This window comes from Devosia sp. ZB163 (assembly GCF_028613635.1).
Taxonomy (GTDB): Bacteria; Pseudomonadota; Alphaproteobacteria; order Rhizobiales; family Devosiaceae; genus Devosia_A.
This window is the reverse complement of sequence record NZ_JAQRMY010000001.1, coordinates 1,060,926-1,084,203: the sequence shown is the minus strand read 5'-3', so window position 1 is coordinate 1,084,203 and position 23,278 is coordinate 1,060,926. Positions and strand designations below refer to the sequence as shown.

The window sequence follows — 23,278 nt, the reverse complement described above, 5'->3', positions numbered from 1 at the left end:
GGACGGTTCGGTGGTCACCCATGCCCCTAGGGGGTAGAAGAACCGAGGCACCTGGCGCAGCGGCCGCGCAGCTCGATGGTGGTGCGCTCGAGGCCGAAGCCCTTCTCCTGCGCCCAGGCCGCAAGGCGCTCCACCACTTCGGGATCGGCGAACTCGTCGACGCGGCCGCAGCCGGAGCAGATGGCGAAAGCGGCGGTGCGGGCCCCGTCGTGGCAGCCGGCATCGGCGCAGCAGACGAAGGCGCTAAGCGATTCAAGCCGGTGGGCGAGGCCCTGCTCCACGAGCTTGTCCAACGCGCGATAGACCTGCAGCGGCGCGCGCAGGCCATCCTCGCGCAGCTTGTCGAGGATGTCGTAGGCCGAGAGCGGGCCTTCGGCATGGTTGAGGGTCTGCAGCACGAGATCCTGGTTGCGAGTCAGGTCGCGCGGTCGTTCGTGATGGTGGTCGTCGTGGCTGTGGGCCATGGTCAGACCTCCTGCTTCTTGCGCCAGAGCCGCGCCGGCAGGGCGACGGAGATGAGGAACAGCGCAAGCGCGGCGACCACGATGGAGGGGCCGCTCGGGGTATCGAAGCGCAGCGAGCCGAAGAGCCCACCGGTGACGGCGAGAGCGCCGGCGAAGGCCGAGGCGATCGCCATCTGCTCGGGCGTGACGCTGATACGGCGGGCCGTGGCGGCAGGAATGATGAGCAGTGCGGTGATCAGCAGCACGCCGACGATCTTCATGGCGATGGCGATGACCGAGGCGAGCAGCAGCATGAAGACGACGCGGGTGACATCGGGGCGCATACCTTCGGCCTCGGCCAGCTCGGCATTCACCGTGGCGGCGAGCAGCGGCCGCCACATGGCCAGGAGGACGCCCAGGATGACTGCACCACCGAGATAGATGACGACGATGTCGATGACAGAGACGGCGAGGATGTCGCCGAACAGGAAGCCCATCAGGTCGACGCGAATGCCGCTGAGGAAGGCAACGACGAGGCCGATGGCGAGGGCGGAGTGGCTGAGAATGCCGAGCAGCGCGTCGGTGGAAAGCGTGTTGCGACGCTGAAGCAGCAGGAGCGCGCCGGCCACCGCCGCGGCGATGATGAAGACGCCGAGCGTGACGTTGATGTCGAGAACAAGGCTCAGCGCCACGCCGAGCAGGGCCGAGTGGGCCATGGTGTCGCCGAAGTAGGACATGCGACGCCACACGATGAAGCAGCCGAGCGGCCCGGCGACGAAGGCAAGGCCGATGCCGGCGACGAGGGCGCGGGTGAAGAAGTCGTCAAACATGGCGGTGATCATGCCCCTCGGGCTCGTGCACGTGCTCGTGGGCCTCGACGATGCGGCCGTCGGACTCGAGCACGCGGCCATCGGGCAGGTGCGTATGGTCGTGATGATGCTGGTAGACGGCCAGCGCATTGGCGGCGCGGGCGCCGAAGAGGCTCAGGTACTCGGGACTGCGCGCCACCGATTCCGGCGTGCCGCGGCAGCAGACGTGGCCATTGAGGCAGATGACCGTGTCGGTCGCGGCCATGACGACGTGCAGGTCGTGGCTGATCAGCAGGATGCCGCAACGCGTCTCGTCGCGGATTTTGCCGATGAGATCATAGAGCGCGACTTCGCCCGAGAAATCGACGCCCTGCACCGGCTCGTCGAGGACAAGCAGGTCGGGTTTCCGGATCATGGCGCGGGCCAGCAGCGCACGCTGGAACTCGCCGCCCGACAGATGCTGGACCTCAGCCTGGGCGAGGTGGGCAACACCGGTAGCGGCCAGCGCGGTGGCAATTTCATCCTTGCCGTACTGGCCGGTAAGCGACATCAGGCGCTGGACGGTGAGAGGCATGGTCCAGTCGATGGCGAGCTTTTGCGGCACGTAGCCGATGCGCAGGCCGGACTTGCGGGTGACCGAGCCGACGGAGGGCTTCAGCACGCCGGTGACGAGCTTGGCGGTCGTCGACTTGCCCGAGCCGTTGGGGCCGATCATGGTGACGATCTCGCCACGGCGGATCGACAGATCGACGCCCTCGACGAGCCAGCGCCCATCGCGCCGCACGCCAGCGCCGGCCACATCGACCAGCACTTGTTCGCTCAAACGTGCATCCATGAAATTCGCGATTCCGTCTCTTGCTGACGTTCTACCATTACGTTATAGCGTAACACGTCGATAGCGTTATGTCATAACATTTCACCGCTTGCGGCTGCTATTCACGGATGAGGGCCTGTTCGATGCACAAGAGATTTCTCGCAACGCTGGCCACCGCACTGGCCCTGTCGACCGCAGCGCTGGCCGAAGTGCCCAGCGTCGTCGCGACGGTAAAGCCGATCCACTCGCTGGTGGCGGCGGTGATGGGGGATCTCGGAAGCCCGGCGCTGATCGTCAAGGGTGCGAGCTCGCCCCATAGCTATACGCTCAAGCCGTCCGATGCGCAGGCGCTGCAGGGCGCGGACCTGGTGTTCTGGACGGGACACGGGCTCGAGCTGTTCCTGGCGGACTCGATCGGGACCCTCGCGCCCAAGGCCGAGGTGGTCGAACTCAGCAGGTCGCCCGGGATCGAACTGCTGGCGCCGCGCGAAGGCGGGACCTTCGAGGAGCATGCGCACGAGGGGGACAAGAGCGAGGACCGCCACGATCACGGTCATGAGCACGCGGACGAGGACGGCGCGGACATGCATTTCTTTCTCGACCCGGCCAATGCCAAGGCGATGGTGGCGGTGATCGCCGACAAGCTAGCGGCAGCCGACCCCGAGCATGCCGAGACTTACCGCGCCAATGCCGCCACCGAAACAGCCGATCTCGACGCGCTGATTGCCGAGACCGGGGCGAGCCTTGCGCCAGTCAAGGACCGGCCTTTCGTCGTGTTCCACGACGCGTACCAGTATTTCGAAAACCGGTTCGGGCTGAACGTGGCAGGCACAGTGACGGTGAGCCCCGAGGTGGCGCCTGGCGCCGACCGGATCAATGCGATCCGCGACAAACTCAAGACACTTGATGCCGCCTGCGTCTTCGCCGAGCCGCAGTTCGATCCCCGCATCGTCGAGGTCCTGATCGAAGGAACCGGCGCAAGGCAGGGCGTGCTCGACCCCGAGGGGGCAACGCTGGACGAAGGCGTCGGCCTTTACCGCCAGCTGATCGGCAACCTCGCGGCCAACCTCAAGGACTGCCTCGCCCGATAGGACGCGGCCGCGGGCGTTACCGCAACGGCCCGCGGAAGATGAAGAAGGCGCCGGCGAAGATGAGGACGAAGCCGACGGCGTGGTTCCAGGTGAGCTTCTCGCCGAGGACGAACACGGCGAAGCCGACGAAGACGGTGAGGCTGATGACCTCCTGGATCGTCTTCAGTTCGGCGGCCGAATAGGTGCCATAGCCGATACGGTTGGCGGGGACGGCCAGCCAGTACTCGAAGAGGGCGATGCCCCAGCTCACCATCACAGCCACCCACATGGCAGCGTGCGGGAACTTTAGGTGGCCGTACCAGGCCACGGTCATGAAGACGTTGGACGCAACGAGCAGGACGATCGGCATGACCGTCTGAAAGGTAAAGGACATCGGTAGCACCGGAGAATCGGGGTGCGATATTGATCCTCCCGCCCCGCTTCCGCCGCAAGCCCTGCCCAGACTCACGAAAATCCGCCAAGATGTGCGGACACGAAGGAGGTGTCGCCATGCGCGCGCTCGCACTGCTCCCGTTGCTTCTCGTCACGCCGGCTCTCGGCGGAGAGATCAAGTGCGAGGGGCCCTTCGGCGCCGACAGCTCGGAAGCCCGGTTGATCGAGACCTTCGGCAAGGAGAATGTTCTGACCGGCGAGGTCCCCGGCCCGGAAGGCTCGACGGTGCTTGCGACAACGGTGTTCCCGAACGATCCGGCGAGGACCATGGAGTTCGGCTGGTGGGACGAGCAGAAGAACGAGCAGACAGCCTATTTCACCGTGCCGGCGGGGGAGCTGACGCCGGGCGGGCTCAGGACCGGGATGACGGTGAAGGAGGTGGAGGCGCTGAATGGCGGCCCCTTCCAGATGTACGGCTTTTTCTGGGACTATGGCGGCACGGCGATCTTCGAAGGCGGCAAGCTCGCCGCGCTCGACGGCGGCTGCGAGGTGACGGTCCGGTTCGGGACGGCGGACTATCCGGCCGAGCTCAATGTCGATGCCATTTCCGGCGACCAGCAGATCTCGTCGACCGAGCCGCTGCTCGAGAAGGTGGGCGCGCGGATCGAGACGATCACCATCGGATACGCCGATCCCAACGTGGTGGAAGATTGACCGCACCCCATCGGACGGCGTAACGATAGCCCCACGTTGGTTCCGCGACCCCGTTCGGGCAAGCGGATCAAAAGGGAACACGGTGAGGCGTACCCATCAGGGACCAAATCCGTGGCTGCCCCCGCAACTGTAAGCGGCGAGTGCCCCTCCGATCACCACTGGCGAATGCCGGGAAGGTGGAGGAACACGAAGACCCGTGAGCCAGGAGACCTGCCAGCGTGCAACCGGGCGAAGAGCCCAGATCAACGTGCACACGGAGGGTGTCCACTCATGACGACCGCGACGCAAACGTCGACCACTATTGCCTCTCTCTCGATCTCGCAGCGGCTCACCGCAGGTGTGCTGGCGCTGTTCCTCGGCCTCGTCCTCGTGGGCGGGGTGGGCTTTGCCAGCGACATGGCCATCCACAATGGCGCGCACGACACGCGCCATGCGCTTGGCTTCCCCTGCCACTAAGCACCCCGCGAGACATCGATGAAACTCTTCCAGCGAATTTTCTTCGCTGCGGTCCTTTCTGGGCTCGCAGCCGGCTTGGCCATGAGCGCCGTCCAGCAATGGCGTGTCGCTCCGCTGATCCTCGAAGCCGAGACATACGAGAACGCGGCCCCCGCGGCCGAGCATAGCCATGACGCGGGCACGGCGGCCGCAACGACCGAAGCAGCGGCTCCGGCCGACGACCATCATCACGACGAGGAAGCCTGGGCGCCCCAGGATGGCACCGAGCGGGTTGTCTACACCGTGCTCGCCAACGTGCTGGGCGCGATCGGCTTCGCGTTCCTCCTTGCCGCCGTCTCCGTCCTTTCGGGGATCGAGATCACGACGCGGAATGGACTGATCTGGGGGTTGGGCGGCTTCATCGCGCTGCAGCTCGCGCCAGCGGTGGGCCTGCCGCCCGAACTGCCGGGAATGCCGGCGGCGGATCTCGTGGCCCGGCAGGCCTGGTGGATCGGCACGGCGATCGCCACAGGGGCCGGGATACTGGCGATCGCCAGGCTCAGGAACTGGACCGGCCTTGCGATTGCCGTGGTGCTGATCGCGGCGCCGCATGTGATCGGCGCGCCCCCTGCCCCGCACGAGCCGAGTGGCGTGCCGGCGCACCTTGCCACCGCCTATGCCGCAAACGCGCTGGCAACAGGCGCCCTGTTCTGGCTGATCGCCGGGCCGCTGCTCGGCTGGCTCAACGAGCGGTTCGCCAAGTCCGAAGCCTTTGCCCTCAAGGGAGCACACGCATGACCGCTGGTTCGAAAATCCCCGTCACCGTCATCACCGGGTTCCTCGGCGCGGGGAAGACCACGCTGGTCCGCCACGTGCTCGCGCATGCCAAGGGCAAGCGGATTGCGCTGATCATCAACGAGTTCGGCGAGCTCGGGGTGGACAAGGAGATCCTCGCCGGATGTGGCGACGAGACCTGCCGCGAGGAGGATATGATCGAGCTTTCGAACGGCTGCATCTGCTGCACCGTGGCCGACGAGTTCATCCCCACCATGCAGCAACTCCTTGCCCGCGAGGACCGGCCGGACCACATCGTGATCGAAACGTCGGGCCTCGCCCTGCCGCAGCCACTGATCCGGGCCTTCAACTGGCCCGAGATCAAGTCGGAAGTGACGATCGATGGCGTCGTCACCGTCGCCGACGCTGCGGCGCTGAGCGAGGGCCGGTTCGCCAATGACGAGGCCGCCGTGGACGCGCTACGCTCGGCCGATGCCATGCTCGACCACGAAACGCCGCTTGGCGAATTGTTCGAGGACCAACTGATCGCCGCCGACATGGTGATCCTCAACAAGTCGGATCTCGTTGCGGGCGACAAGCTCGACACCATCGAGAAGCACCTGAGGGCCGAGATGCGGCCTGGCACCGGCATCGTCCGCGCCCATAACGGCCATGTGGACGTCGCTGCGCTTCTCGGCATGGGGCTCTCGACCGAGGACAACCTAGCGGGCCGCGAGAGCCACCACGAGCTCGAGCATGGCGGCGAGGGACACGAGCACGACGACTTCGACTCGTTCTCGGTCACTCTCGATGGCGTCACCAGCAAGGATCAACTGCTCCAGACCATCGAGCAGACGATCCGCGCTCATGACGTGTTGCGGCTCAAGGGCTTTGCCGCCCTGCCCGGCGCTCCCGCCCGGCTGGCCATCCAGGCCGTGGGACCGCGGGTCACCGCCTATTTCGACCGGCCGTGGAAACCGGGCGAGGTGCGCCAGACCGCGCTCGTGGTGATCGGCGAGAGTCCGCTCGACCGGGCGGCAATCAGCACGAGCCTCGAGAGGGCGGCGGCCGCCGCGGCCTGATGCACCTTCTTGCCGCACAGGCCGGTGCCCTGCAGCAGGAAGGCGAGGCGATCGACCTCGCCCAGTCGCCCGCCGACATCGTCTTTGCTTCGGCTGCCGATAGCGAGCTGATGATGCTGGCGGCGGCGGCCGATCGGGCCGGGGCGAGTGACCTCAGGCTCGCGAACCTGCTGCGGCTTTCGCACAACCTTTCGGTCGACATGTGGCTGGACCAGACCGTGCGCCATGCCCGGCTGGTCGTGGTTCGCCTCCTCGGCGGACCGGCCTACTGGCAGTATGGGGTCGACGAGCTTTCCGCGCTTGCGATGGGCGGCGCGACCAAACTGGTGCTGTTGCCGGGGGACGCGAACCCGGACCCGATCCTCATGCAGCGCTCCACCGTGGCGCCCGAGGATTGGCAGCGGCTCCACGCGCTGTTCACGGCCGGTGGGCCTGAGAATGCCGATGGGCTGCTGGCGGCATTTCGGGCATTGGCCGGCGCACCTTCGTCCTCCCCTCGGGGGGGAGAGCTCGATGGGCTGGTGGTCAAGCCCTTCCCCCGGTTCGGCCTATGGAATCCTGCCCGTGGCATGGTGGACGAGATCCCACCCTTGCCGCATCCGAATGTGCCCATCCTCTTCTACCGCGCCGCGCTTGAAGGCGCGGGGACGGCGACGCTCGAGGCACTCGTCGCGGAACTGGAGACCCAACAGCTCAACCCCGTCCCGGTCGTCGTTTCGACGCTGAAGGAGGGGGCTTGTATCCGCTTCGTGCAGGCGGTGTTCGCCGAGTATCCACCAAGCGTGGTGCTGAATGTCACCGGCTTTGCGCTCGGGATCGACGGGCTCGACGACAAGCAGAACCCCTTCGCGGGGATCGACGCGCCGGTGATCCAGCTGATCCAGGGCGGGCGGCCGGAGCAGCAATGGGCGGGCGATGTGCAGGGGCTGACGGCCAAGGACCTCGCCATGCAGGTGGTGCTGCCCGAGCTCGACGGACGTCACGGCATGATCCTCATCGGACACAAGCAGGATGCGGTGTGGCATGCCCGGACCGAATGCCCGCTCTCGGCCTATGCACCCGACCATGACGGCATCCGGCGCGCGGTGACCCTCGCCGGGAACTGGGTACGCCTGCGAAAGACGGCACGCGGGGAGCGGCGTGTCGCCATCGTGCTGGCGAACTACCCGATCCGCGACGGCCGACTGGCGAACGGCGTGGGCTATGACGCGCCGCAGTCCACGGTGGAGATCCTGCGGGCGCTGGAGGGGGCGGGCTATGCGGCCCCCACACAGGGGATGGCCACGGGCAACGAGCTCATCGAACTGCTTCAGGCCGGCCCGACAAATGCTCACCCCGAGCGGGGCGATGGCATACCATTCCGTGTCAGCCGCTATCGCGAACTTTTCACCCGGCTGCCGGCCAAGGTCCGGTCCGAGGTCAGCGCTCGCTGGGGCGAGCCTGAGGCCGACCCGTTCGTGCGGGGCGAGAGCTTCCACCTTCCGGCGGTTCGGCTAGGCAACATAGCTGTGCTGGTGCAGCCGTCGCGCGGATATCACCTCGACGAGACGGCGAGTTATCACGACCCCGACCTCGTGCCGCCGCATGGCTACCTCGCCGCCTATTTGTGGCTGCGGCACGAGTTCGGCGCCCATGCGCTGATCCACAACGGCAAGCACGGCAACCTCGAATGGCTGCCGGGCAAGGCGGTGGCGCTCGATGCGGCATCCTATCCCGCGGCGCTGTGGGCAGAGCTGCCGCAGCTCTACCCGTTCATCGTCAACGATCCCGGCGAAGGCACGCAGGCCAAGCGCCGGACGGGCGCGGTGATCATCGACCATCTGGTGCCTCCGCTGACGCGGGCTGAGACCTATGGGCCGCTCAAGGACCTCGAGGCACTGCTCGACGAGTACTACGCGGCGTCGGGCATGGACCGCCGGCGCCTGGCGGGGCTGAGGAAGCGTATCCTCGATTTCACGCGCGATGCCCGGCTCGACCGCGATATCGGGCTCGTGTCCGACGAAACGGAAAACCTCAGGCGCATCGACACTTTCCTGTGCGACCTCAAGGAAGCCCAGATCCGCGATGGCCTGCACGTGTTCGGGCAATCGCCCACGGGCCGGCTGGAGCGCGACCTGATCGTTGCGCTGGCGCGGGTGCCGCGCGGCGAAGGTGCCGGCGATGCGTCGCTGATCCGGGCGCTGGCGGACGACCTGAAGCTCGGCTTCGACCCGCTGACGGCGGATCTCGGCGCGCCGTGGACGGGGCCGCACCTGCCCTCCTCTGTGGGGGGAGTGGAGCGGACCGTCGGCGACATTGTCGAGCGGCTCGAGAGCCTAGCCGCCGATCTTGTTGAGGGCCGCGCGTGCGATCCCGAATGGCTTGCCACGGCGGCAGTGCTCGGGACCGTCGAGACAACCATCCGTCCGCGCCTCGCCGCCTCCGGACCGAACGAGATCGCCTCCCTCCTCGCCGGCCTCGACGGCAAGTTCGTGGCGCCCGGTCCTTCGGGCGCACCGTCGCGCGGGCGGCTGGACGTGCTGCCGACCGGGCGGAACTTCTACTCGGTGGACAACCGCGCCGTGCCGACACCAACGGCGTGGGAACTGGGGCGGAAGTCGGCCGAGAACCTGCTGGTGCGGCACTTCCAGGATCACGGCGTGCCGCTCAGGTCGCTGGCGCTCTCGGTCTGGGGCACGGCGAACATGCGTACGGGCGGTGACGACATCGCCCAGGCGCTCGCCTTCATCGGAGCACGACCGGTGTGGGACCCGTCGTCGCTGCGGGTCTCGGGCTATGAGATCATCCCCCTGGCGAAACTCGGGCGGGCGCGGGTGGACGTCACGCTACGCATCTCCGGCTTCTTCCGCGACGCGTTCCCCGCGCAGATCGCGCTGTTCGACAAGGCCGTCCGGGCGATCGGCGCGCTGGACGAGCCCGAGGATGACAATCCGATCGCGGCGCGGATGCGGACCGATGCGCTCGAGATCATCAAATCCGGCGCGTCTGAGCGCGAGGCAGCAATCAAGACCGGCCACCGCATCTTCGGCTCGAAACCGGGCGCCTATGGCGCCGGGCTGCAGGGGCTGATGGACTCGGGGTCGTGGGAGGCAAAGGGCGACCTCGCCGAGGCCTTCCTCAACTGGGGGCAATATGCCTATGGCGCGCTTGCGGCGGGAACACCGGAGCGCGACAGGTTCGTTGCCAGACTCACCGATATCGATGCTGTCGTCCACAATCAGGACAATCGCGAGCACGACCTGCTCGACAGCGACGACTACTATCAGTTCGAGGGTGGACTGGCGGTGGCCGCCGAGTCGCTGACCGGGCGACGGCCGGCCGCCTACCACAACGACCACTCGCGGCCCGAGCGTCCGTTGGCGCGGACACTCGAGGAGGAAATCTCTCGCGTGGTGCGGTCTCGCGTCGTGAACCCCAAGTGGATCGATGGGGTGAAGCGCCACGGCTACAAGGGCGCCTTCGAGATCATCGCCACGGTCGACTACATGTTCGCCTTCGCCGCCACCACCGGGGCGGTGAAGACGCACCATTTCGATCTTGCCTTCGAGGCCTTCGTCGAGGACGACGCGACGCGAGCCTTCATCCAGCAGAACAACCGCTACGGCTATGACGAGCTCATCGCCAAGTTTGACGAGGCCCGCCGACGCGGCTTCTGGACGCCGCGATCCAACTCGGCCTATGGCTTTCTCGAGGTGACCCGATGACCGACAAGCCGACCAAGAAGACCGACCTCATGAGCGAGGCCGAACGCGACGCGTATCACGCCGAAAAGATGCGGAAGAAGAAGGAGGCGCGGAACAAGATCCTCGCCACCAAGACCGAGGAGCGCGGCCTGCTGATCGTCCACACGGGCAAGGGCAAAGGCAAATCGACCGCGGCCTTCGGCATGGTGTTCCGCGCCATCGGGCATGGCTTCAAGGTCGGCGTGGTGCAGTTCGTGAAAGGCGCCTGGGGGACGGGCGAGCGCGACGTGCTCGAGAAGTTCCCCGAGCAGGTGACGATCAAGGCCATGGGTGAGGGCTTCACCTGGGACGTCGCCGACCGCCAGCGCGACCTCGCGGCCGCGCGCGGGGCGTGGGAGGAGGCCAAGCGGCTCATCGCCGACGAGAGCTACAAGCTGATTCTGCTCGACGAACTCAACATCGTGCTGCGCTACGACTACCTGCCGCTCGAGGAAGTGCTCGAGGTGCTCAGGAACAAGCCGCGCGACACGCATGTGATCGTCACCGGGCGCAACGCCAAGGACGAACTGATCGAGTTGGCCGACCTCGTCACCGAGATGACCGAGATCAAGCACCCGTTCCGAGCAGGCGTGAAGGCGCAGGCGGGGATCGAGTTCTAGGTCAGCAGCTGCCGGTGAGAGAGCGCACCATGTGGTCGACGACCGGGTCGAGGCGGGCGAGGTCGGTGGCCGGGTATTCGAGCCGGAAGGCGGCATATTGGCCATCGCAGAGCGCGACCATGCGCTGGTAGAGGACGCGCTTGCCCTGGGTGCCGGAGAAGCTGGCCCAGCTCGGGGTTACTGCTTCGTAGGTGATCTGCCAGCCGTCGCCGCCGGCGAGGCCGATGGCGGCGTAGGCGGCGCTCTCGAAGCTGTCCTCGCCATGGTTGGCGCCCCAGACGGCGAGGCGTGTGGCGCCGTCGCGGAAGGTGCGGCCGTCGCCGTTGTCGGTCTCGCGTCCCCAGGTGAATCCGGCTGGCACATCAATGCCATAGGCGAAGCGACCATTCTCGTAGCGAGCCCAGTCACCGGCCAGGGCGGACAGGGGTGTGAGCAGTATCAGGGCGGCGATGATCAGGGTGCGCATGCAGGAAGGATCGCCCGGCATGGATTGCGCCGCAACTCCCAAGGGGGACAAACTGCACTGGAACAGTGCCGGAACATGCCCTCGCGGCAGCGCCATGTGCCAGGCATGTTCCAGCTAAATCTTCCGGAGGTCCGGGGGTGGGTTTCAGACCACCACGATGCCGGAGTGCTTGGCCTTGTTCTCGGGTTCGACGTGGATGGTGATCTGGGCGCGCTCAACGGCTTGCTTGAGCTTGAGCTCGATGGCGTCGCAGATGGCGTGGGCGGCATCGACGCTCATCGTGCCGGGAACGACCAGGTGGAAATCGATGAACACCATCTGGCCGGCCTGGCGGGTGCGGATGTCGTGGGCCTCGATGGCGCCTTCGGCATTGGCCGAGATGATCTCGCGGATCTGGGTCATGACCTTGGGCTCGACGGCGACGTCCATCAGGCCGATCACGCTCTGCTTCACGAGCTCCCAGCCCGACCAGAGGATGGTGAGGCCGACGAGGGCCGCGAGGATGGCATCGAGCTGGCGATAGCCGGTCGCCGCGGCCAGAAGTACGCCGATCAGCACGCCCAGGGTTGAAACCACATCGGTTGCCAGATGCCGGCCGTCGGCGTGCAGCGCCGGCGAGTGCTCGCGGCGGCCGAGGCGGATCAACTGCCAGGCCCAGGCGGCATTGATGGCGGTAGCGACGATGCTCACGGTGATGCCGAGCGGATCGAGCCGGAAGTCGCGGGGGGCGAAGAAGCCGATATAGGCCTCGCGGAAAATGAGCAGCGCCGCGAGGGCGATGAAGACGCCGATGACGACGGCCGAGAAGTACTCGGCCTTGTGGTAGCCATAGGGCAATGCCGCATCGGCGGGGCGGGCGGCGAGGCGGACCGCCACCAGTGCAACGATGGCGGTGACGAGGTTGACCACGCTTTCGAGCGCATCGGAAAAGAGCGCGATCGAACCGGTGGCCCAGGCGGCGAAGCCCTTGAGGGCCAGCACGAGGATGCCGACGGCGAGGCTGCCATAGGCGATGCGGATCGCGATATTGCTCGATTTGCTCATCCACGGGGCCATAGACCGACGGCAGGAGGCTGACAATCACCTGTATTTGCAAGTGATTTTCAGAAGCGTTGGCATCGGGGGCGGGAATCGTTTGACCCCCACCGGGCCCCTCTCTACAACCCCTTGATAGCGCAGCGTTCCTTGACGGACTGCAACTCACGCCCGGTGCGGTCGACCCAATTCGGGGACCAATTCCGGGGCTGCTGATTGGTCGAATAAGCGAACTCTGCCTCTTGTGCATAACAGAGGCGAGAATGGAAAAATCCCTGATCCTGCCGGAACGGACCGGCGTGATGCTCTGCGGCCATGGCAGTCGCAACCAGCTTGCCGTCGGCGAGTTCGCGGTGCTGTCGGAGCGGCTGCGTGAACGGCTGCCGGGCGTGCCGGTGGAGTACGGCTATCTCGAGTTCGCCAATCCGGTGATCCACCAGGGCCTCGACAGGCTGCGCGAACAGGGCGTCGATCGCGTGCTCGCGGTGCCGGGCATGCTGTTCGCGGCCGGGCACGCCAAGAACGACATCCCCTCGGTGCTCAACACCTATGCCGCGGCCAAGGGCGTCGACATCACCTATGGGCGCGAGCTCGGGGTCGACCTCAAGATGCTGCGCGCCGCGGGGGACCGCATCGAAGAGGCGATCGCAGCAGCGCCGACGGCGGTGCCGCGGCACGAGACGCTGCTGATGGTGGTGGGGCGCGGTGCGTCGGACCCCGATGCCAATTCCAACGTCGCCAAGGTGATGCGCCTCTTGTGGGAGGGGATGGGCTTCGGCTGGGGCGAGGTCGCCTATTCGGGCGTGACCTTCCCGCTGGTGACGCCGGCGCTCGACCATGCGGTGCGGCTGGGCTACCGGCGCATCATCGTGTTCCCCTATTTCCTGTTCACCGGGGTGCTGGTGAAGCGCATTTACGACGCGGCCAACGAGGCCGCGGCGAAGTATCCCGGGATCGAGTTCATCAACGCGCCCTATCTCAACGACCACCCGCTGGTGATCGACACCTTCCTCGACCGCATCCAGGAGATGCTGGTGGGACAGAACCTGATGAACTGCGCGATGTGCAAGTATCGCGAGCAGGTGCTCGGTTTCGAGGCGGAGGTCGGCCTGAAGCAGGAGAGCCACCACCACCATGTGGAAGGCATCGGCGGCGGGCTCGAGAACTGCCCGTGCAAGGGCGACTGCGATTCCTCATGCCGCGACGAGGCGTTCTGCCTGAAGCATGGACTGCCGTGGACGCCGCTGCACACGCATGACCACGGGCACGACCATGACCATGGGCATGGTCACCACCATCATCCGCACACGCCTCCGCATAGCCATGCGCCGGCACGGCATGCCTTGCTCGCCAACCCGGCGGTACCGGCGATCCGGCTCGGGATGAGCCATGACCATGGCTACCCCGAGGATCACGGCCACCACCACGGCGATGGTGCGCATCACCACCACGACGATGCGGACCACCATCACCACCCCTACCCTCATGCCGACCATCCGCTGGGGCCGGTGACGCTGCCCAAGGTGCCGGGACGGCTGGCACGCGAGGATCAGGACCGCTGAGCATGCCGTTGTTCGATCGCTACATCGCGGTGGACTGGTCGGCGGCCAACGCGCCGCGGCTCGGCCGCGATTCGATCTGGATCGGCGAGCTTGGGCCGGAGGGACGGACTGCGAGCGAGAACGCCCCGACGCGCCATGCCGCGATGGCCAGCATCGGGCGGCGGCTGGAAAGCGCGCTCGGGCGTGGCGAGCGGACGATGATCGGCTTCGATTTCGTGTTCGGTTATCCCAAGGGCGCGGCGGCGGCGATTGCCGGTGCGCCGGGCTGGGACGCGTTGTGGCGGTTCTTCGGCGCGGCGGTGAGCGACCAAGCCGACAACCGCTCCAACCGGTTCGCGCTGGCGGAGCGGATCAACGCCACGCTTGAGGACGGACCGCATTTCTGGGGGCATCCGCACCAGCACAGCTACACGGCACTGGGGCCGCGCCGGCCGGCCACGGCCTATGCCGAGCTGCCAGAGCGGCGGATGGCGGAGCGCTTCGTGCGCAGTGCGCAGCCAGTGTGGAAACTGGTTGGCGCCGGATCGGTGGGCAGCCAGACCCTGCTGGGCATTGCGCGACTGCATGCGCTGCGGACGGACCCGCGGTTCGCCGATCGGATCGCGGTGTGGCCGTTCGAGACGGGGTTCGCCGAGGATTTCGGCCGGCCGGTGACGATGGTCGAGATCTATCCATCGCTGTTTCCGGTGACGGAGGCCGACGGGCTGCCGCGGGATCGCGCGCAGGTGGAGATGTGCACTTCGCGCTATGCGGCGCTCGATCGCGATGGATTGCTTGGGGTGTTTCTCAGCCTGCCGGAAGATGGCGCGGGGGGCCGCCCCCTCCACCGGCTTCGCCGATCCCCCTCAACCGTGAACGGGGGAGGATCGGAGGCGCCGGTGGTCCTCGACGCGGAGGATCGGGCGGTGATCCTTGGCGAGGAGGGTTGGATTGCGGGGGCCGGGCATGAGGCGATGCTGGCCGAGTGGAGGGCGGCGGCATGACCGCGTATCTGCGCGACCCCGACGCGATCTATGCGCAGAGCTTTGCCACCATCGAAGCGGAGGCGGACCTGTCGCACCTGCCGGCGGCTCTGCATCCGGTGGCGATCCGGATGATCCATGCGTGCGGGATGGTGGACCTCGCTGCGGACGTGGTGGGTGACGAGGGCGTGGTTGCGGCCACGCGAGGTGCGCTCGCTGCCGGGGCGCCGGTGTTCTGCGATTGCGAGATGGTGCGCTCGGGGGTGATCCGGCGCTTCCTGCCGGAGACGACTGAGCTCGTGCTGACGCTGAACGATCCGGGAGTGCCCGATCTCGCCAGATCGCTCGGAACGACTCGGTCGGCCGCGGCAGTGGAGCTTTGGCGGCCGCGGCTCGAGGGGGCGATCGTCCTGATCGGCAATGCGCCGACGGCGCTGTTCCACCTGATCGAACTGATCGAGGCAGGCGGGCCACGGCCGGCAGCAATCGTTGCGGCGCCGGTCGGTTTCGTGGGGGCGGCGGAGAGCAAGGCCTTGCTGGCGACCGACCGGCTTTCTATTCCCTTTGTGACGGTGCGCGGGCGCCGGGGCGGCTCGGCGATTGCCAGCGCCGCCTTCAATGCCATGAGCAAGACCTAGATGACCGCCTGGCTGCACATCATCGGAGTTGGCGAGCGGGGGCCCAGCGAGCTGCCGGCCTCGCTCAAGCTGCTGCTCAACTACGCCGATACGGTGGTGGGGCCGCCGCGCTTTCTCGCCGATCTCGAGCCGGTGGCGCGGCCAAACGCGACCGCCGACCTGTTCAACCCCGAATTCGTGACGCGCAGCAGCTTCGAGGCGGTGGCGCGGGCACTGGCCGGCGAGGAGCCGGACCATTCGCCGTCGGCGACCTATGCCGACGGGCGCACGCTGGTCGAGTGGGAACCACCGCTCGACAACATGGTGGAGCAGGTGCTGGCGCTGCGCGACACGCCGACGGTGATCCTCGCTTCGGGCGACCCGATGTGGTTCGGGATCGGCGCGACGCTGACGCGCTACCTCCTGCCGAGCGAGTTCGTGATCCATCCGCACCCCTCGGCCTTCCAGCTCGCGGCGGCGCGGATGCGCTGGCCGCTGCAATCGGTGGCGGCAATCTCGCTGCATGCGCGGCCGGTGGAGGCGCTGCATTCGCACCTGTTGCCGGGGAACCGGATCCTCGCGCTGACGGCCGACCATTCGACGGTGGACCTTGCCATCGAGCTCATGATCGACCGCGGCTACGGGCGGAGCATGGTGACGACGCTCGAAAACCTCGGTTCGCCCGAGGAGCGGATCACCAGCGGCGAGGCCGACGAGTTCGGCAGCCGGGAGGTCGAGGACTTCTACGTGCTGGCGATCGACTGCGTGCCGGATTTCACGGCGCCGCTGCTGCCGCCGGTGCCGGGGCTGCCTGACGAGAGCTTCATCAATGACGGGCAGATCACCAAGCGCGAGGTGCGGGCGGCGACGCTGGCAAAGCTGGCGCCCTTCCCCGGCGCGCTGCTGTGGGACGTGGGGGCGGGATCGGGGTCGGTCGCCATCGAGTGGATGCGGGCAGCGCGCGACGCCAGGGCCGTGGCCTTCGAACGTGCGGGCGACCGGGTGCAGATGATTGCGGCGAACGCGGCGGCGCTGGGCGTGCCGCAGCTCGAGATCGAGGCGGGCGAGGCGCCGGGGACGTTCGGGCGGCGGTTGCCGCCGGATGCGATCTTCATGGGCGGCGACGTCGGCAATGACGACCTGTTCGATGCGTGCTGGAGCGCGCTGAAGCCGGGCGGGCGGCTGGTCGCCAATGCGGTGACGCTCGATGCCGAGCACGCGCTCTATTCGCGGCACCTGCAGCTGGGCGGAGAACTGACCCGGATCGAGGTCTCGGCGCTCGACCGGGTGGGCGGGCACCGGGCGTTCAAGCCGCGCATGGCGGTGACGCAATGGGTGGTGACCAAGGCCGTGCATGGCCTCGTGGTGACCCCATGACGGGGACGCTCCATCTTGTCGGCGTTGGTCCCGGGGATCCGGAGCTGCTGACGCTGAAGGCGGTGCGGCTGCTCGGCAGCGTGCCGGTGGTGGCCTATCCCACGACGGGCGAGGATTCGGCGCTGGCGCTCGAGATCGCTGCGCCGCACATCCATGCCGGGGCCGAGCGGCTGCCGGTGGCCATTCCGATGACAGTGGAGCGGGGACCGGCGCAGGCGGCTTATGACGGGGCGGCGGAGCGGATAATCGGCCATCTCGAGGCGGGGCGTGATGTTGCCTGGCTGTGCGAGGGCGATCCGCTGTTCTACGGCTCGGCGATGTATCTCGTGACGCGGGTGGGTGCGCGGGCGCCGGTGGTGGTGATCCCGGGCGTGACGTCGCTGACGGCGGCGGCCGCGGCGATCGGGCGGCCGCTGGCGGCGCGCAACGAGATGCTGAAGGTGCTGCCGGCGCCGCTCGACGATGCGACGCTGAGGGCCGAGCTCGACGCGACGCAGGCGGCGGCGATCATCAAGGTGGGGCGGCATTTCGACCGCGTGCGGCAGGTGCTGGCCGAAACCGGCCACGCCGAGGGTGCGGTGGTGATCGAGCATGCGACGAGCACCAGGCAGCGCATCACGCGGCTGAGCGATTTCGCGCATGACGAACGGCCGTATTTTTCGACCATCCTCTGCTACCGCGGAGACGAAGCCTGGGGCCGGACGTGAGTGCTGCAATCATCATCTTCGGCGAGAGCGGGCTCGAGACGGCCACGCGCATCGCCGGAGCAACGGGCGGCGAGATCTTCTCCTGCGGCACGGGCGGAACGGATGCGCTGAAGCTGCTGCAGCGGCTGTTTGCCGAGGGGCGGACGATCGTTGGCGTGTGCGCGGCGGGCATCCTGATCCGGCTGCTGGCGGCCAGCCTCGAGAACAAGCAGAAGGAACCGCCGGTGCTGGCGGTATCGCAGGACGGCAGCTCGGTGGTGCCGCTGCTCGGCGGACATCACGGGGCCAACCGGCTGGCGCGCGAGATCGCCGAAGCGCTCGGCGGGCGCGCGGCGATCACCACGGCGTCGGACAGCAGGTTCGCGCACAGCCTCGACGAGCCGCCGCAGGGCTGGACGCTGGGGACGCCGCAGGACGCCAAGCCGGCGATGATGGCGCTGCTCTCAGGCGCCAAGCTGCAGATCGAAGGCCATGCGCCGTTCCTCGAGGAGGCGGGCTATCCCGTCTCGTCGATGGGGGCGGTGAAGGTGGTGGTGACCGAGCAGAAGCTCAGAGTCGACCGGGGCATCGTCTATCATCCGGCGACGCTGGTCGCCGGGGTCGGGTGCGAGCGAGGCGCGGGAGCGGCCGAGGTGATCGGGCTCATCGAATTCGCGCTGGCGCAGCAGAACCTCGCGCCGCAGAGTCTCGCGGCCATCGCCTCGATCGACATCAAGGCGGACGAGCCGGCGCTGCTGGAGGCGGCGGCGCATTTCAAGGTGCCGCTGCGGCTGTTCACGGCGGCCGAGCTGGCGCAGGAGCGCTACCGGCTGAAGCAGCCATCCGCCTATGTCGAGGACACCGTGGGAACGCCGAGCGTGTCGGAAGCGGCGGCGCTGAAGGCGGGACCGCTGGTGGTCGACAAGCTCAAGTCGGCGCGGGCGACCTGCGCCATCGGCAAGGCGCAGCGACCTATCGATGCCGCGAGCTTCGGTCATCGGCCGGGGCTGCTGCACCTCGTCGGCATCGGGCCGGGGGAGGCGATTTCGCGCACCGGCGCGTCGATCGCGGCGCTCGAGGCCAGCACGGACTGGGTCGGGTATGGGCTCTATCTCGATTTCATCGCCGACCTCCGGCACGGGCAGAACGAACACCGCTACGACCTGGGCGAGGAAGAGGCGCGGGTGCGCTATGCGCTCGAGCTCGCGGCGGAGGGCAAGGTCGTGTCGCTGGTCTGCTCGGGCGATGCGCAGATCTACGCCATGGCGGCGCTGGCCTATGAGCTGCTGGAGGCGACCGGGTCGCGCGCCGTGTCGGACGTGGCGCGGCGGGTGAATGTCGAGACGCATCCGGGTGTCTCGGCCTTCCAGGCGGCTTCGGCCGCGGCGGGGGCGCTGATCGGGCATGACTTCTGCTGCATCTCGCTGAGCGACCTCCTGACGCCGCGCGCCGATATCGTGAAGCGCCTCGACGGGGCGGCGCGGGCCGACTTCGTCACCGCGCTCTACAATCCGCGCTCGCAGCGCCGCACCGACCTGATCGAGGAGGCCAAGCGCGTGTTCCTCGAGCATCGCCCGCCGACGACGCCGGTGATCATCGGCTCGAACCTGGGGCGGCCGACCGAGCGGGTGCGCGTGGTCGAACTGGGGGCGTTCGATCCGACCGAGATCGACATGCTGACCATCGTGATGATCGGGTCGAGCACGTCGCGCGCGTTCGAGCGCGGCAGCGGGACGGTGGCCTACACGCCGCGCGGCTACGCGGCAAAGAGCATAGAGACTTCGAAATGACCGTCTACTTCATCGGCGCCGGACCGGGCGCGCCGGACCTGATCACGGTGCGCGGCCAGCGCCTCATCGAGAGATGCGAGGTGTGCCTCTATGCCGGCTCGCTGGTGCCGGCCGAGATCGTCGCGTCGGCCCCCGAGGGTGCGCTGGTCAAGGACACGGCGCCGATGCATCTCGACGAGATCATTGACGACATCAACAAAGCGCATGCTGAAGGCAAGGATGTCGCGCGCGTGCATTCGGGCGATCCGTCGATCTATGGCGCGGTGGCCGAGCAGATGCGGCGGCTCGACGCGCTGGGCATTCCCTACGAGGTCGTGCCGGGCGTGCCGGCCTTTGCCGGGGCAGCGGCGCGGCTCGCGGCAGAACTGACGCTGCCGGAGATTTCGCAGACGATCATCCTGACGCGGACCTCGGGCAAGGCTTCGGCGATGCCGGAGTCGGAGAGCCTCGAAATTCTTGGGCAGTCCAAGGCGACGCTCTGCATCCACCTGTCGATCCGCAACCTTGGCTATGTCGAGACGGCGCTGACGCCGCATTACGGCGCGGACTGTCCGGTGGTGATCATCTACCGGGCGACGTGGCCGGACGAAGAGGTGATCCACACGACGCTGAGCGAGATGAAGGCGCGGGTGCGGGAAGAGAAGATCACCCGCACGGCGTTGATCCTCGTGGGGCGGGTGCTGGGCGAGACGCGGTTCAAGGAGTCGCGGCTCTACGACCAGGACTTTGCGCATGTGCTGCGCAATGCGGGGAAGAAGAAGGCGAGGACGGGTGGATAGGGTCGCCCCCTCCACCACCCTTCGGGTGGTCCCCCTCCCCCGCTGCGCAGGGGAGGATCACGACCGCATCCACTTATCCCAGCTTCAGCGCGGCGATAGCCTGGCCGACGGTGGGGACCTCGTGGGCCGGGGGCAACTGGGGGCGGGCGATCATGAAGACCGGGAGGCGCAGGCGCAGGGCGGCCTGGAGCTTGGCCTCGGTCTGGGCGCCGCCGGAATTCTTGCAGATGAGATGGGTGATCCCCTGCTCCTGCAGCAGCGTGAACTCGCCGTTGAAGAAATAGGGCGGGCGCGAGACGAGCGCCGTGGCATTTACCGGCAGGTTGCGGCTGGGCGGCTCGATCGAGCGCACGACGAAGCTGCAATCGGTGCGGGCGAGATAGGTCTCGAGGTCGGCGTGGCCGACGGTGAGAAGCGCACGCGCGCCGCGCGGGAGGGCAGCGGCAGCTTCCTCGGAATTGGCAACGTGCTTCCAGAAGGCATATTGCGGCTCGTTCCAGGCCGGCCGGGTGAGGCGGACGAGACGGAGCCCCGCCAGCTCGGCGGCGCGGACGGCGTGCTTCTTGATCTCGGCGGCATAGGGGTGCGTCGCATCGATCATTCGATCGAAATGCTCCTGCAGCACGTAGTTGCCCAGCCCATCGCCACCGCCGAAACCGCCGACGCGCGTGCTGCCGACAGGCAGGAGCGGATCGCTCGTCCTGCCGGCAAGCGAGGTGGTGACTTCGTGCCCCATTTTGACCAGATGCGCAGCGAGGAGCCGCGCTTCTTCGGTCCCGCCAAGGATCAATATCTTCATCGTCAGACTGCATTCCCCAATGGCACCAGTATAGGCGCTACAGCACGGAATTTGCAGTACAATTGTTGTGTACGAAGATGAACGGACTGGTCGTCGCAGCGCCACGCTCGGGTTCGGGCAAGACCACGATAACGCTGGGTATTCTGGCGGCGCTCCGCCGGAGGGGAATTGCCGCCGCGCCGGCCAAGACCGGGCCGGACTATATCGACACGAGCATCCTCGCGCGTGCGGCGGGACGTGAGTCGGTCAATCTCGACCCCTGGGCGATGGCGCCGGAACGGCTGCGGGCGCTGGCCGCCGACCATGCGGCGCAGGCAGACGTGCTGGTGGTCGAAGGGGTGATGGGCCTCTTCGACGGGGCGGCGGACGGGCGCGGATCGACGGGGGACCTCGCCGAGACGCTGGGGCTGCCAGTGATCCTCGTGGTCGATGCGGAGCGGCAGAGCCAATCGATCGCGGCGCTGGTGCATGGCTTTGCCACCTGGCGGAAGGGCGTGACGGTGGCGGGGGTCATCGTCAACCGTGCCGCGTCGACGCGGCATGAGGCCATGCTGAGGGCGGCGCTGACTGCGGTGGACGTGCCGCTGCTCGGCGTGCTGCCGCGGCGCGAGGGACTGGTGCTGCCGGAGCGTCACCTGGGGCTGGTGCTGCCCGACGAGGTGGCCCGGTTCGACGCGGTGGTGGCGGAAGCAGCGGAGGCGGTGGAGGATTATGTCGACCTCAACCGGCTGCTGGCGTTGTCCGCGCCACTTGCTTCCACGTCCGAGACCCGCCGCACGACCCCCTCCCCCGGCCCCTCCCCTCAAGGGGGAGGGGGGCTGCGGCCGTTGGGGCAGCGGGTGGCGATTGCGCGGGATGAGGCGTTTGCGTTTCTCTATCCGCATTGGGTGACGGACTGGCGCCGGGCGGGGGCACAGCTGAGCTTCTTCTCGCCGCTCCTGGACGAGGCGCCGGATGCGATGGCGGATGCAGTGTTCCTGCCGGGGGGGTATCCCGAGCTGCATGCGGGGCGCCTTGCGGCGGCGGGGAGCTTCATGGCCGGCCTGCGGGCGGCGGCGGAGCGGGGCGCACTGGTTTACGGCGAGTGCGGCGGGTTCATGGTGCTGGGGGCCGGGCTGACGGACAAGGCGGGCGTGACGCACCGCATGTCGGGCCTGTTGCCGCATGAGACGCGGATCGACCGGCCGAAGCGCGTGCTGGGCTACCGGCGGCTGGCGCATGCGAGCCCCCTGCCCTTTGCCGGCCGGCTCAACGGGCACGAGTTCCACTATTCGAGCGCGCGCCGGACGCACGGGACGCCGCTGTTTATGGCGACGGATGCGCTGGGGGAAGAGCTGCCACCGATGGGGTTGGTCGAGGGGCGGGTGATGGGCTCGTATGCCCATGTGATTGATGTGGGGTAGCGGCGGCGCGTGGGGCTGCCCCTCACCCCGGCCCTCTCCCCAGAGGGGCGAGGGGGCGGTGTGGCACGGCCGGTGGTCCTACGTCCCCTCTCTCCTCTGGGGAGAGGGTCAGGGTGAGGGGCTGGGTGCGCCGGGCTAGCTCTTCTCGGGCTTGCGGATCATGTAGGTGTCCATGATCCAGCCGTTGCGGGACTGGGCCTGGCGGCGCTTTTCGTCGATTTCGGCGGCGACATCGGCGATGCGGCCGGCGACGAGGATTTCGTCGGCGGTGCCGAGATAGGCGCCCCAGAAGATTTCGGCGTCTTCGAAGCGGCGGAAGGCCTGGTGGTTGTCGAGCATGACGACGGCGCTCGACAGCGCATCGGCCTCGCCTTCGCCGACGCGGCGGCCGGTGGTGATGGTGACCGCCTCGCCGACGCGGTTGAGGGTGACCTGATGCTGCGCGGCGAGCGCCTGGGGGGCGCTGATGCCGGGGATGACTTCGATGGCGAGATCCCAGCCGGCCGACTGCATGTCCTTGAGGATGCGGAGCGTGCCGTCATAGAGGGTCGGATCGCCCCAGACGAGGAAGGCGCCGGTGCCGCCATCGGGCAGCTCGGCGAACATCCGGCGGTAGGCGATCTCGAGCTTGTCGCGCCATTCCTCGACGCTCTCGCGATAGTCCGGCGTTTCGGCGCGGCGGCGCGAGGGGATGGCGAAATCGACGAGGCGATACTGAGGCTTTTCGACGAACTGCGCGAGCATGGCGAGGCGGATGGCGTTGAGGCCGGACTTCTCTTCGCCCTTGTCGGGCATGAAGAAAACCTCGGCCCGGTTCATGGCGCGGATGGCCTGCACGGTGAGGTAATCCGGGTTGCCGGCGCCGATGCCGATGACGAGGATGGTGCGCATATCTCTTCCCTATCGGATCGGCACCCGAGCGGCTA

23 protein-coding genes and 1 riboswitch are annotated in these 23,278 nt (G+C 67.7%); of the genes, 15 read left to right on the top strand and 8 right to left on the bottom strand.

The window, feature by feature from the left end; genetic code table 11:
• Positions 1-26 precede the first annotated feature (26 nt).
• From PRN20_RS05565 to PRN20_RS05555, 3 genes are read right to left on the bottom strand one after another with little or no spacing between them, the layout of a single operon-like run.
• On the bottom strand, positions 27-464 hold the full coding sequence (locus tag PRN20_RS05565; protein WP_273956116.1) for a Fur family transcriptional regulator: 438 nt from the start codon (positions 462-464) through the stop codon (positions 27-29).
• Between the two features lie 2 nt (positions 465-466).
• A complete protein-coding gene (locus PRN20_RS05560; RefSeq protein WP_273956781.1) occupies positions 467-1,273 on the bottom strand; it encodes a metal ABC transporter permease in 807 nt (268 codons plus the stop codon).
• Positions 1,266-2,087, bottom strand: coding sequence for an ATP-binding cassette domain-containing protein (locus PRN20_RS05555; RefSeq protein ID WP_443112530.1), 822 nt, complete (start codon positions 2,085-2,087; stop codon positions 1,266-1,268). Before PRN20_RS05555 ends, PRN20_RS05560 begins: the two co-directional genes overlap by 8 nt.
• Before the next feature lie 122 nt (positions 2,088-2,209).
• Here PRN20_RS05555 and PRN20_RS05550 point away from each other — a divergent pair, with 122 nt between their 5' ends.
• Positions 2,210-3,157 carry a zinc ABC transporter substrate-binding protein gene (locus PRN20_RS05550; protein WP_273956115.1) on the top strand — a complete coding sequence of 316 codons (948 nt, stop codon included), beginning with the start codon at positions 2,210-2,212 and terminating at the stop codon, positions 3,155-3,157.
• 16 nt (positions 3,158-3,173) lie between these two features.
• On the opposite strand, the gene PRN20_RS05545 is transcribed toward PRN20_RS05550, so the two are convergent.
• A complete protein-coding gene (locus tag PRN20_RS05545; protein WP_273956113.1) occupies positions 3,174-3,530 on the bottom strand; it encodes a DMT family protein in 357 nt (118 codons plus the stop codon).
• Positions 3,531-3,646: 116 nt separating this feature from the next.
• Here PRN20_RS05545 and PRN20_RS05540 point away from each other — a divergent pair, with 116 nt between their 5' ends.
• The 6 genes from PRN20_RS05540 to cobO all read left to right on the top strand — a co-directional run bounded on the left by PRN20_RS05540 (position 3,647) and on the right by cobO (position 10,876).
• Positions 3,647-4,243, top strand: a complete 597-nt coding sequence (locus tag PRN20_RS05540) for a hypothetical protein (RefSeq protein WP_273956111.1) — start codon at positions 3,647-3,649, stop codon at positions 4,241-4,243.
• A 20-nt stretch (positions 4,244-4,263) separates the two neighbouring features.
• A riboswitch (cobalamin riboswitch) is annotated at positions 4,264-4,475 on the top strand.
• A gap of 38 nt (positions 4,476-4,513) precedes the next feature.
• Complete coding sequence (locus PRN20_RS05535) at positions 4,514-4,699, top strand: CbtB domain-containing protein (RefSeq protein ID WP_273956108.1); 186 nt, start codon at positions 4,514-4,516, stop codon at positions 4,697-4,699.
• Positions 4,700-4,717: 18 nt separating this feature from the next.
• Positions 4,718-5,476 carry a CbtA family protein gene (locus PRN20_RS05530; RefSeq protein ID WP_273956105.1) on the top strand — a complete coding sequence of 253 codons (759 nt, stop codon included), beginning with the start codon at positions 4,718-4,720 and terminating at the stop codon, positions 5,474-5,476.
• Positions 5,473-6,534, top strand: a complete 1,062-nt coding sequence (gene cobW, locus PRN20_RS05525) for a cobalamin biosynthesis protein CobW (RefSeq protein WP_273956102.1) — start codon at positions 5,473-5,475, stop codon at positions 6,532-6,534. The genes PRN20_RS05530 and cobW overlap by 4 nt, the downstream gene beginning before the upstream one ends.
• Complete coding sequence (cobN, locus tag PRN20_RS05520) at positions 6,534-10,238, top strand: cobaltochelatase subunit CobN (RefSeq protein ID WP_273956099.1); 3,705 nt, start codon at positions 6,534-6,536, stop codon at positions 10,236-10,238. The genes cobW and cobN overlap by 1 nt, the downstream gene beginning before the upstream one ends.
• Positions 10,235-10,876: a cob(I)yrinic acid a,c-diamide adenosyltransferase gene (cobO, locus tag PRN20_RS05515; protein ID WP_273956096.1), complete on the top strand. Its 642-nt coding sequence runs from the start codon at positions 10,235-10,237 to the stop codon at positions 10,874-10,876. Before cobN ends, cobO begins: the two co-directional genes overlap by 4 nt.
• Before the next feature lies 1 nt (position 10,877).
• On the opposite strand, the gene PRN20_RS05510 is transcribed toward cobO, so the two are convergent.
• Both PRN20_RS05510 and PRN20_RS05505 read right to left on the bottom strand, forming a co-directional pair.
• Positions 10,878-11,342 carry a hypothetical protein gene (locus PRN20_RS05510; protein WP_273956094.1) on the bottom strand — a complete coding sequence of 155 codons (465 nt, stop codon included), beginning with the start codon at positions 11,340-11,342 and terminating at the stop codon, positions 10,878-10,880.
• A gap of 144 nt (positions 11,343-11,486) precedes the next feature.
• The gene (locus tag PRN20_RS05505; RefSeq protein WP_273956092.1) at positions 11,487-12,386 is read right to left on the bottom strand and encodes a cation diffusion facilitator family transporter; all 900 of its coding nucleotides are present in this window, start codon (positions 12,384-12,386) and stop codon (positions 11,487-11,489) included.
• A 254-nt stretch (positions 12,387-12,640) separates the two neighbouring features.
• On the opposite strand from PRN20_RS05505, the gene PRN20_RS05500 reads away from it, so the two are divergent.
• The 7 genes from PRN20_RS05500 to cobM are packed head-to-tail and all read left to right on the top strand — an operon-like array spanning position 12,641 to position 20,150.
• Positions 12,641-13,939, top strand: coding sequence for a sirohydrochlorin chelatase (locus tag PRN20_RS05500; protein WP_273956091.1), 1,299 nt, complete (start codon positions 12,641-12,643; stop codon positions 13,937-13,939).
• 2 nt (positions 13,940-13,941) lie between these two features.
• The gene (locus PRN20_RS05495) at positions 13,942-14,922 is read left to right on the top strand and encodes a hypothetical protein (protein WP_273956089.1); all 981 of its coding nucleotides are present in this window, start codon (positions 13,942-13,944) and stop codon (positions 14,920-14,922) included.
• Positions 14,919-15,539, top strand: a complete 621-nt coding sequence (locus tag PRN20_RS05490; RefSeq protein WP_273956088.1) for a precorrin-8X methylmutase — start codon at positions 14,919-14,921, stop codon at positions 15,537-15,539. Before PRN20_RS05495 ends, PRN20_RS05490 begins: the two co-directional genes overlap by 4 nt.
• Positions 15,540-16,895 carry a precorrin-6y C5,15-methyltransferase (decarboxylating) subunit CbiE gene (cbiE, locus tag PRN20_RS05485; RefSeq protein ID WP_273956086.1) on the top strand — a complete coding sequence of 452 codons (1,356 nt, stop codon included), beginning with the start codon at positions 15,540-15,542 and terminating at the stop codon, positions 16,893-16,895.
• On the top strand, positions 16,892-17,602 hold the full coding sequence (gene cobI / locus PRN20_RS05480) for a precorrin-2 C(20)-methyltransferase (protein WP_273956084.1): 711 nt from the start codon (positions 16,892-16,894) through the stop codon (positions 17,600-17,602). Before cbiE ends, cobI begins: the two co-directional genes overlap by 4 nt.
• Positions 17,599-19,371, top strand: a complete 1,773-nt coding sequence (locus PRN20_RS05475; protein ID WP_273956082.1) for a cobalamin biosynthesis protein — start codon at positions 17,599-17,601, stop codon at positions 19,369-19,371. The genes cobI and PRN20_RS05475 overlap by 4 nt, the downstream gene beginning before the upstream one ends.
• Positions 19,368-20,150, top strand: a complete 783-nt coding sequence (gene cobM / locus PRN20_RS05470; protein WP_273956079.1) for a precorrin-4 C(11)-methyltransferase — start codon at positions 19,368-19,370, stop codon at positions 20,148-20,150. Before PRN20_RS05475 ends, cobM begins: the two co-directional genes overlap by 4 nt.
• Before the next feature lie 73 nt (positions 20,151-20,223).
• On the opposite strand, the gene PRN20_RS05465 is transcribed toward cobM, so the two are convergent.
• Positions 20,224-20,949: a cobalt-precorrin-6A reductase gene (locus tag PRN20_RS05465; protein ID WP_273956077.1), complete on the bottom strand. Its 726-nt coding sequence runs from the start codon at positions 20,947-20,949 to the stop codon at positions 20,224-20,226.
• A gap of 77 nt (positions 20,950-21,026) precedes the next feature.
• On the opposite strand from PRN20_RS05465, the gene PRN20_RS05460 reads away from it, so the two are divergent.
• The gene (locus PRN20_RS05460) at positions 21,027-22,352 is read left to right on the top strand and encodes a cobyrinate a,c-diamide synthase (protein WP_273956075.1); all 1,326 of its coding nucleotides are present in this window, start codon (positions 21,027-21,029) and stop codon (positions 22,350-22,352) included.
• A gap of 135 nt (positions 22,353-22,487) precedes the next feature.
• On the opposite strand, the gene cobF is transcribed toward PRN20_RS05460, so the two are convergent.
• Entirely contained in the window at positions 22,488-23,243 is a 756-nt protein-coding gene (gene cobF / locus PRN20_RS05455) for a precorrin-6A synthase (deacetylating) (RefSeq protein ID WP_273956073.1), read from the bottom strand.
• Positions 23,244-23,278 lie beyond the last annotated feature (35 nt).

What these genes read in the sequence shown, in the direction of transcription:
- PRN20_RS05510 (WP_273956094.1), bottom strand. Translation starts at nt 11,342, where the DNA reads ATGCGCACCCTGATCATCGCCGCCCTGATACTGCTCACACCCCTGTCC.
- PRN20_RS05550 (WP_273956115.1), top strand. Translation starts at nt 2,210, where the DNA reads ATGCACAAGAGATTTCTCGCAACGCTGGCCACCGCACTGGCCCTGTCG.
- cobW (WP_273956102.1), top strand. Translation starts at nt 5,473, where the DNA reads ATGACCGCTGGTTCGAAAATCCCCGTCACCGTCATCACCGGGTTCCTC.
- cobN (WP_273956099.1), top strand. Translation starts at nt 6,534, where the DNA reads ATGCACCTTCTTGCCGCACAGGCCGGTGCCCTGCAGCAGGAAGGCGAG.
- PRN20_RS05565 (WP_273956116.1), bottom strand. Translation starts at nt 464, where the DNA reads ATGGCCCACAGCCACGACGACCACCATCACGAACGACCGCGCGACCTG.
- PRN20_RS05490 (WP_273956088.1), top strand. Translation starts at nt 14,919, where the DNA reads ATGACCGCGTATCTGCGCGACCCCGACGCGATCTATGCGCAGAGCTTT.
- PRN20_RS05495 (WP_273956089.1), top strand. Translation starts at nt 13,942, where the DNA reads ATGCCGTTGTTCGATCGCTACATCGCGGTGGACTGGTCGGCGGCCAAC.
- PRN20_RS05500 (WP_273956091.1), top strand. Translation starts at nt 12,641, where the DNA reads ATGGAAAAATCCCTGATCCTGCCGGAACGGACCGGCGTGATGCTCTGC.
- cobM (WP_273956079.1), top strand. Translation starts at nt 19,368, where the DNA reads ATGACCGTCTACTTCATCGGCGCCGGACCGGGCGCGCCGGACCTGATC.
- PRN20_RS05555 (WP_443112530.1), bottom strand. Translation starts at nt 2,087, where the DNA reads ATGGATGCACGTTTGAGCGAACAAGTGCTGGTCGATGTGGCCGGCGCT.
- cobF (WP_273956073.1), bottom strand. Translation starts at nt 23,243, where the DNA reads ATGCGCACCATCCTCGTCATCGGCATCGGCGCCGGCAACCCGGATTAC.
- PRN20_RS05545 (WP_273956113.1), bottom strand. Translation starts at nt 3,530, where the DNA reads ATGTCCTTTACCTTTCAGACGGTCATGCCGATCGTCCTGCTCGTTGCG.
- PRN20_RS05530 (WP_273956105.1), top strand. Translation starts at nt 4,718, where the DNA reads ATGAAACTCTTCCAGCGAATTTTCTTCGCTGCGGTCCTTTCTGGGCTC.
- PRN20_RS05460 (WP_273956075.1), top strand. Translation starts at nt 21,027, where the DNA reads ATGAACGGACTGGTCGTCGCAGCGCCACGCTCGGGTTCGGGCAAGACC.
- cbiE (WP_273956086.1), top strand. Translation starts at nt 15,540, where the DNA reads ATGACCGCCTGGCTGCACATCATCGGAGTTGGCGAGCGGGGGCCCAGC.
- cobI (WP_273956084.1), top strand. Translation starts at nt 16,892, where the DNA reads ATGACGGGGACGCTCCATCTTGTCGGCGTTGGTCCCGGGGATCCGGAG.
- PRN20_RS05465 (WP_273956077.1), bottom strand. Translation starts at nt 20,949, where the DNA reads ATGAAGATATTGATCCTTGGCGGGACCGAAGAAGCGCGGCTCCTCGCT.
- PRN20_RS05540 (WP_273956111.1), top strand. Translation starts at nt 3,647, where the DNA reads ATGCGCGCGCTCGCACTGCTCCCGTTGCTTCTCGTCACGCCGGCTCTC.
- PRN20_RS05560 (WP_273956781.1), bottom strand. Translation starts at nt 1,273, where the DNA reads ATGTTTGACGACTTCTTCACCCGCGCCCTCGTCGCCGGCATCGGCCTT.
- PRN20_RS05535 (WP_273956108.1), top strand. Translation starts at nt 4,514, where the DNA reads ATGACGACCGCGACGCAAACGTCGACCACTATTGCCTCTCTCTCGATC.
- cobO (WP_273956096.1), top strand. Translation starts at nt 10,235, where the DNA reads ATGACCGACAAGCCGACCAAGAAGACCGACCTCATGAGCGAGGCCGAA.
- PRN20_RS05505 (WP_273956092.1), bottom strand. Translation starts at nt 12,386, where the DNA reads ATGAGCAAATCGAGCAATATCGCGATCCGCATCGCCTATGGCAGCCTC.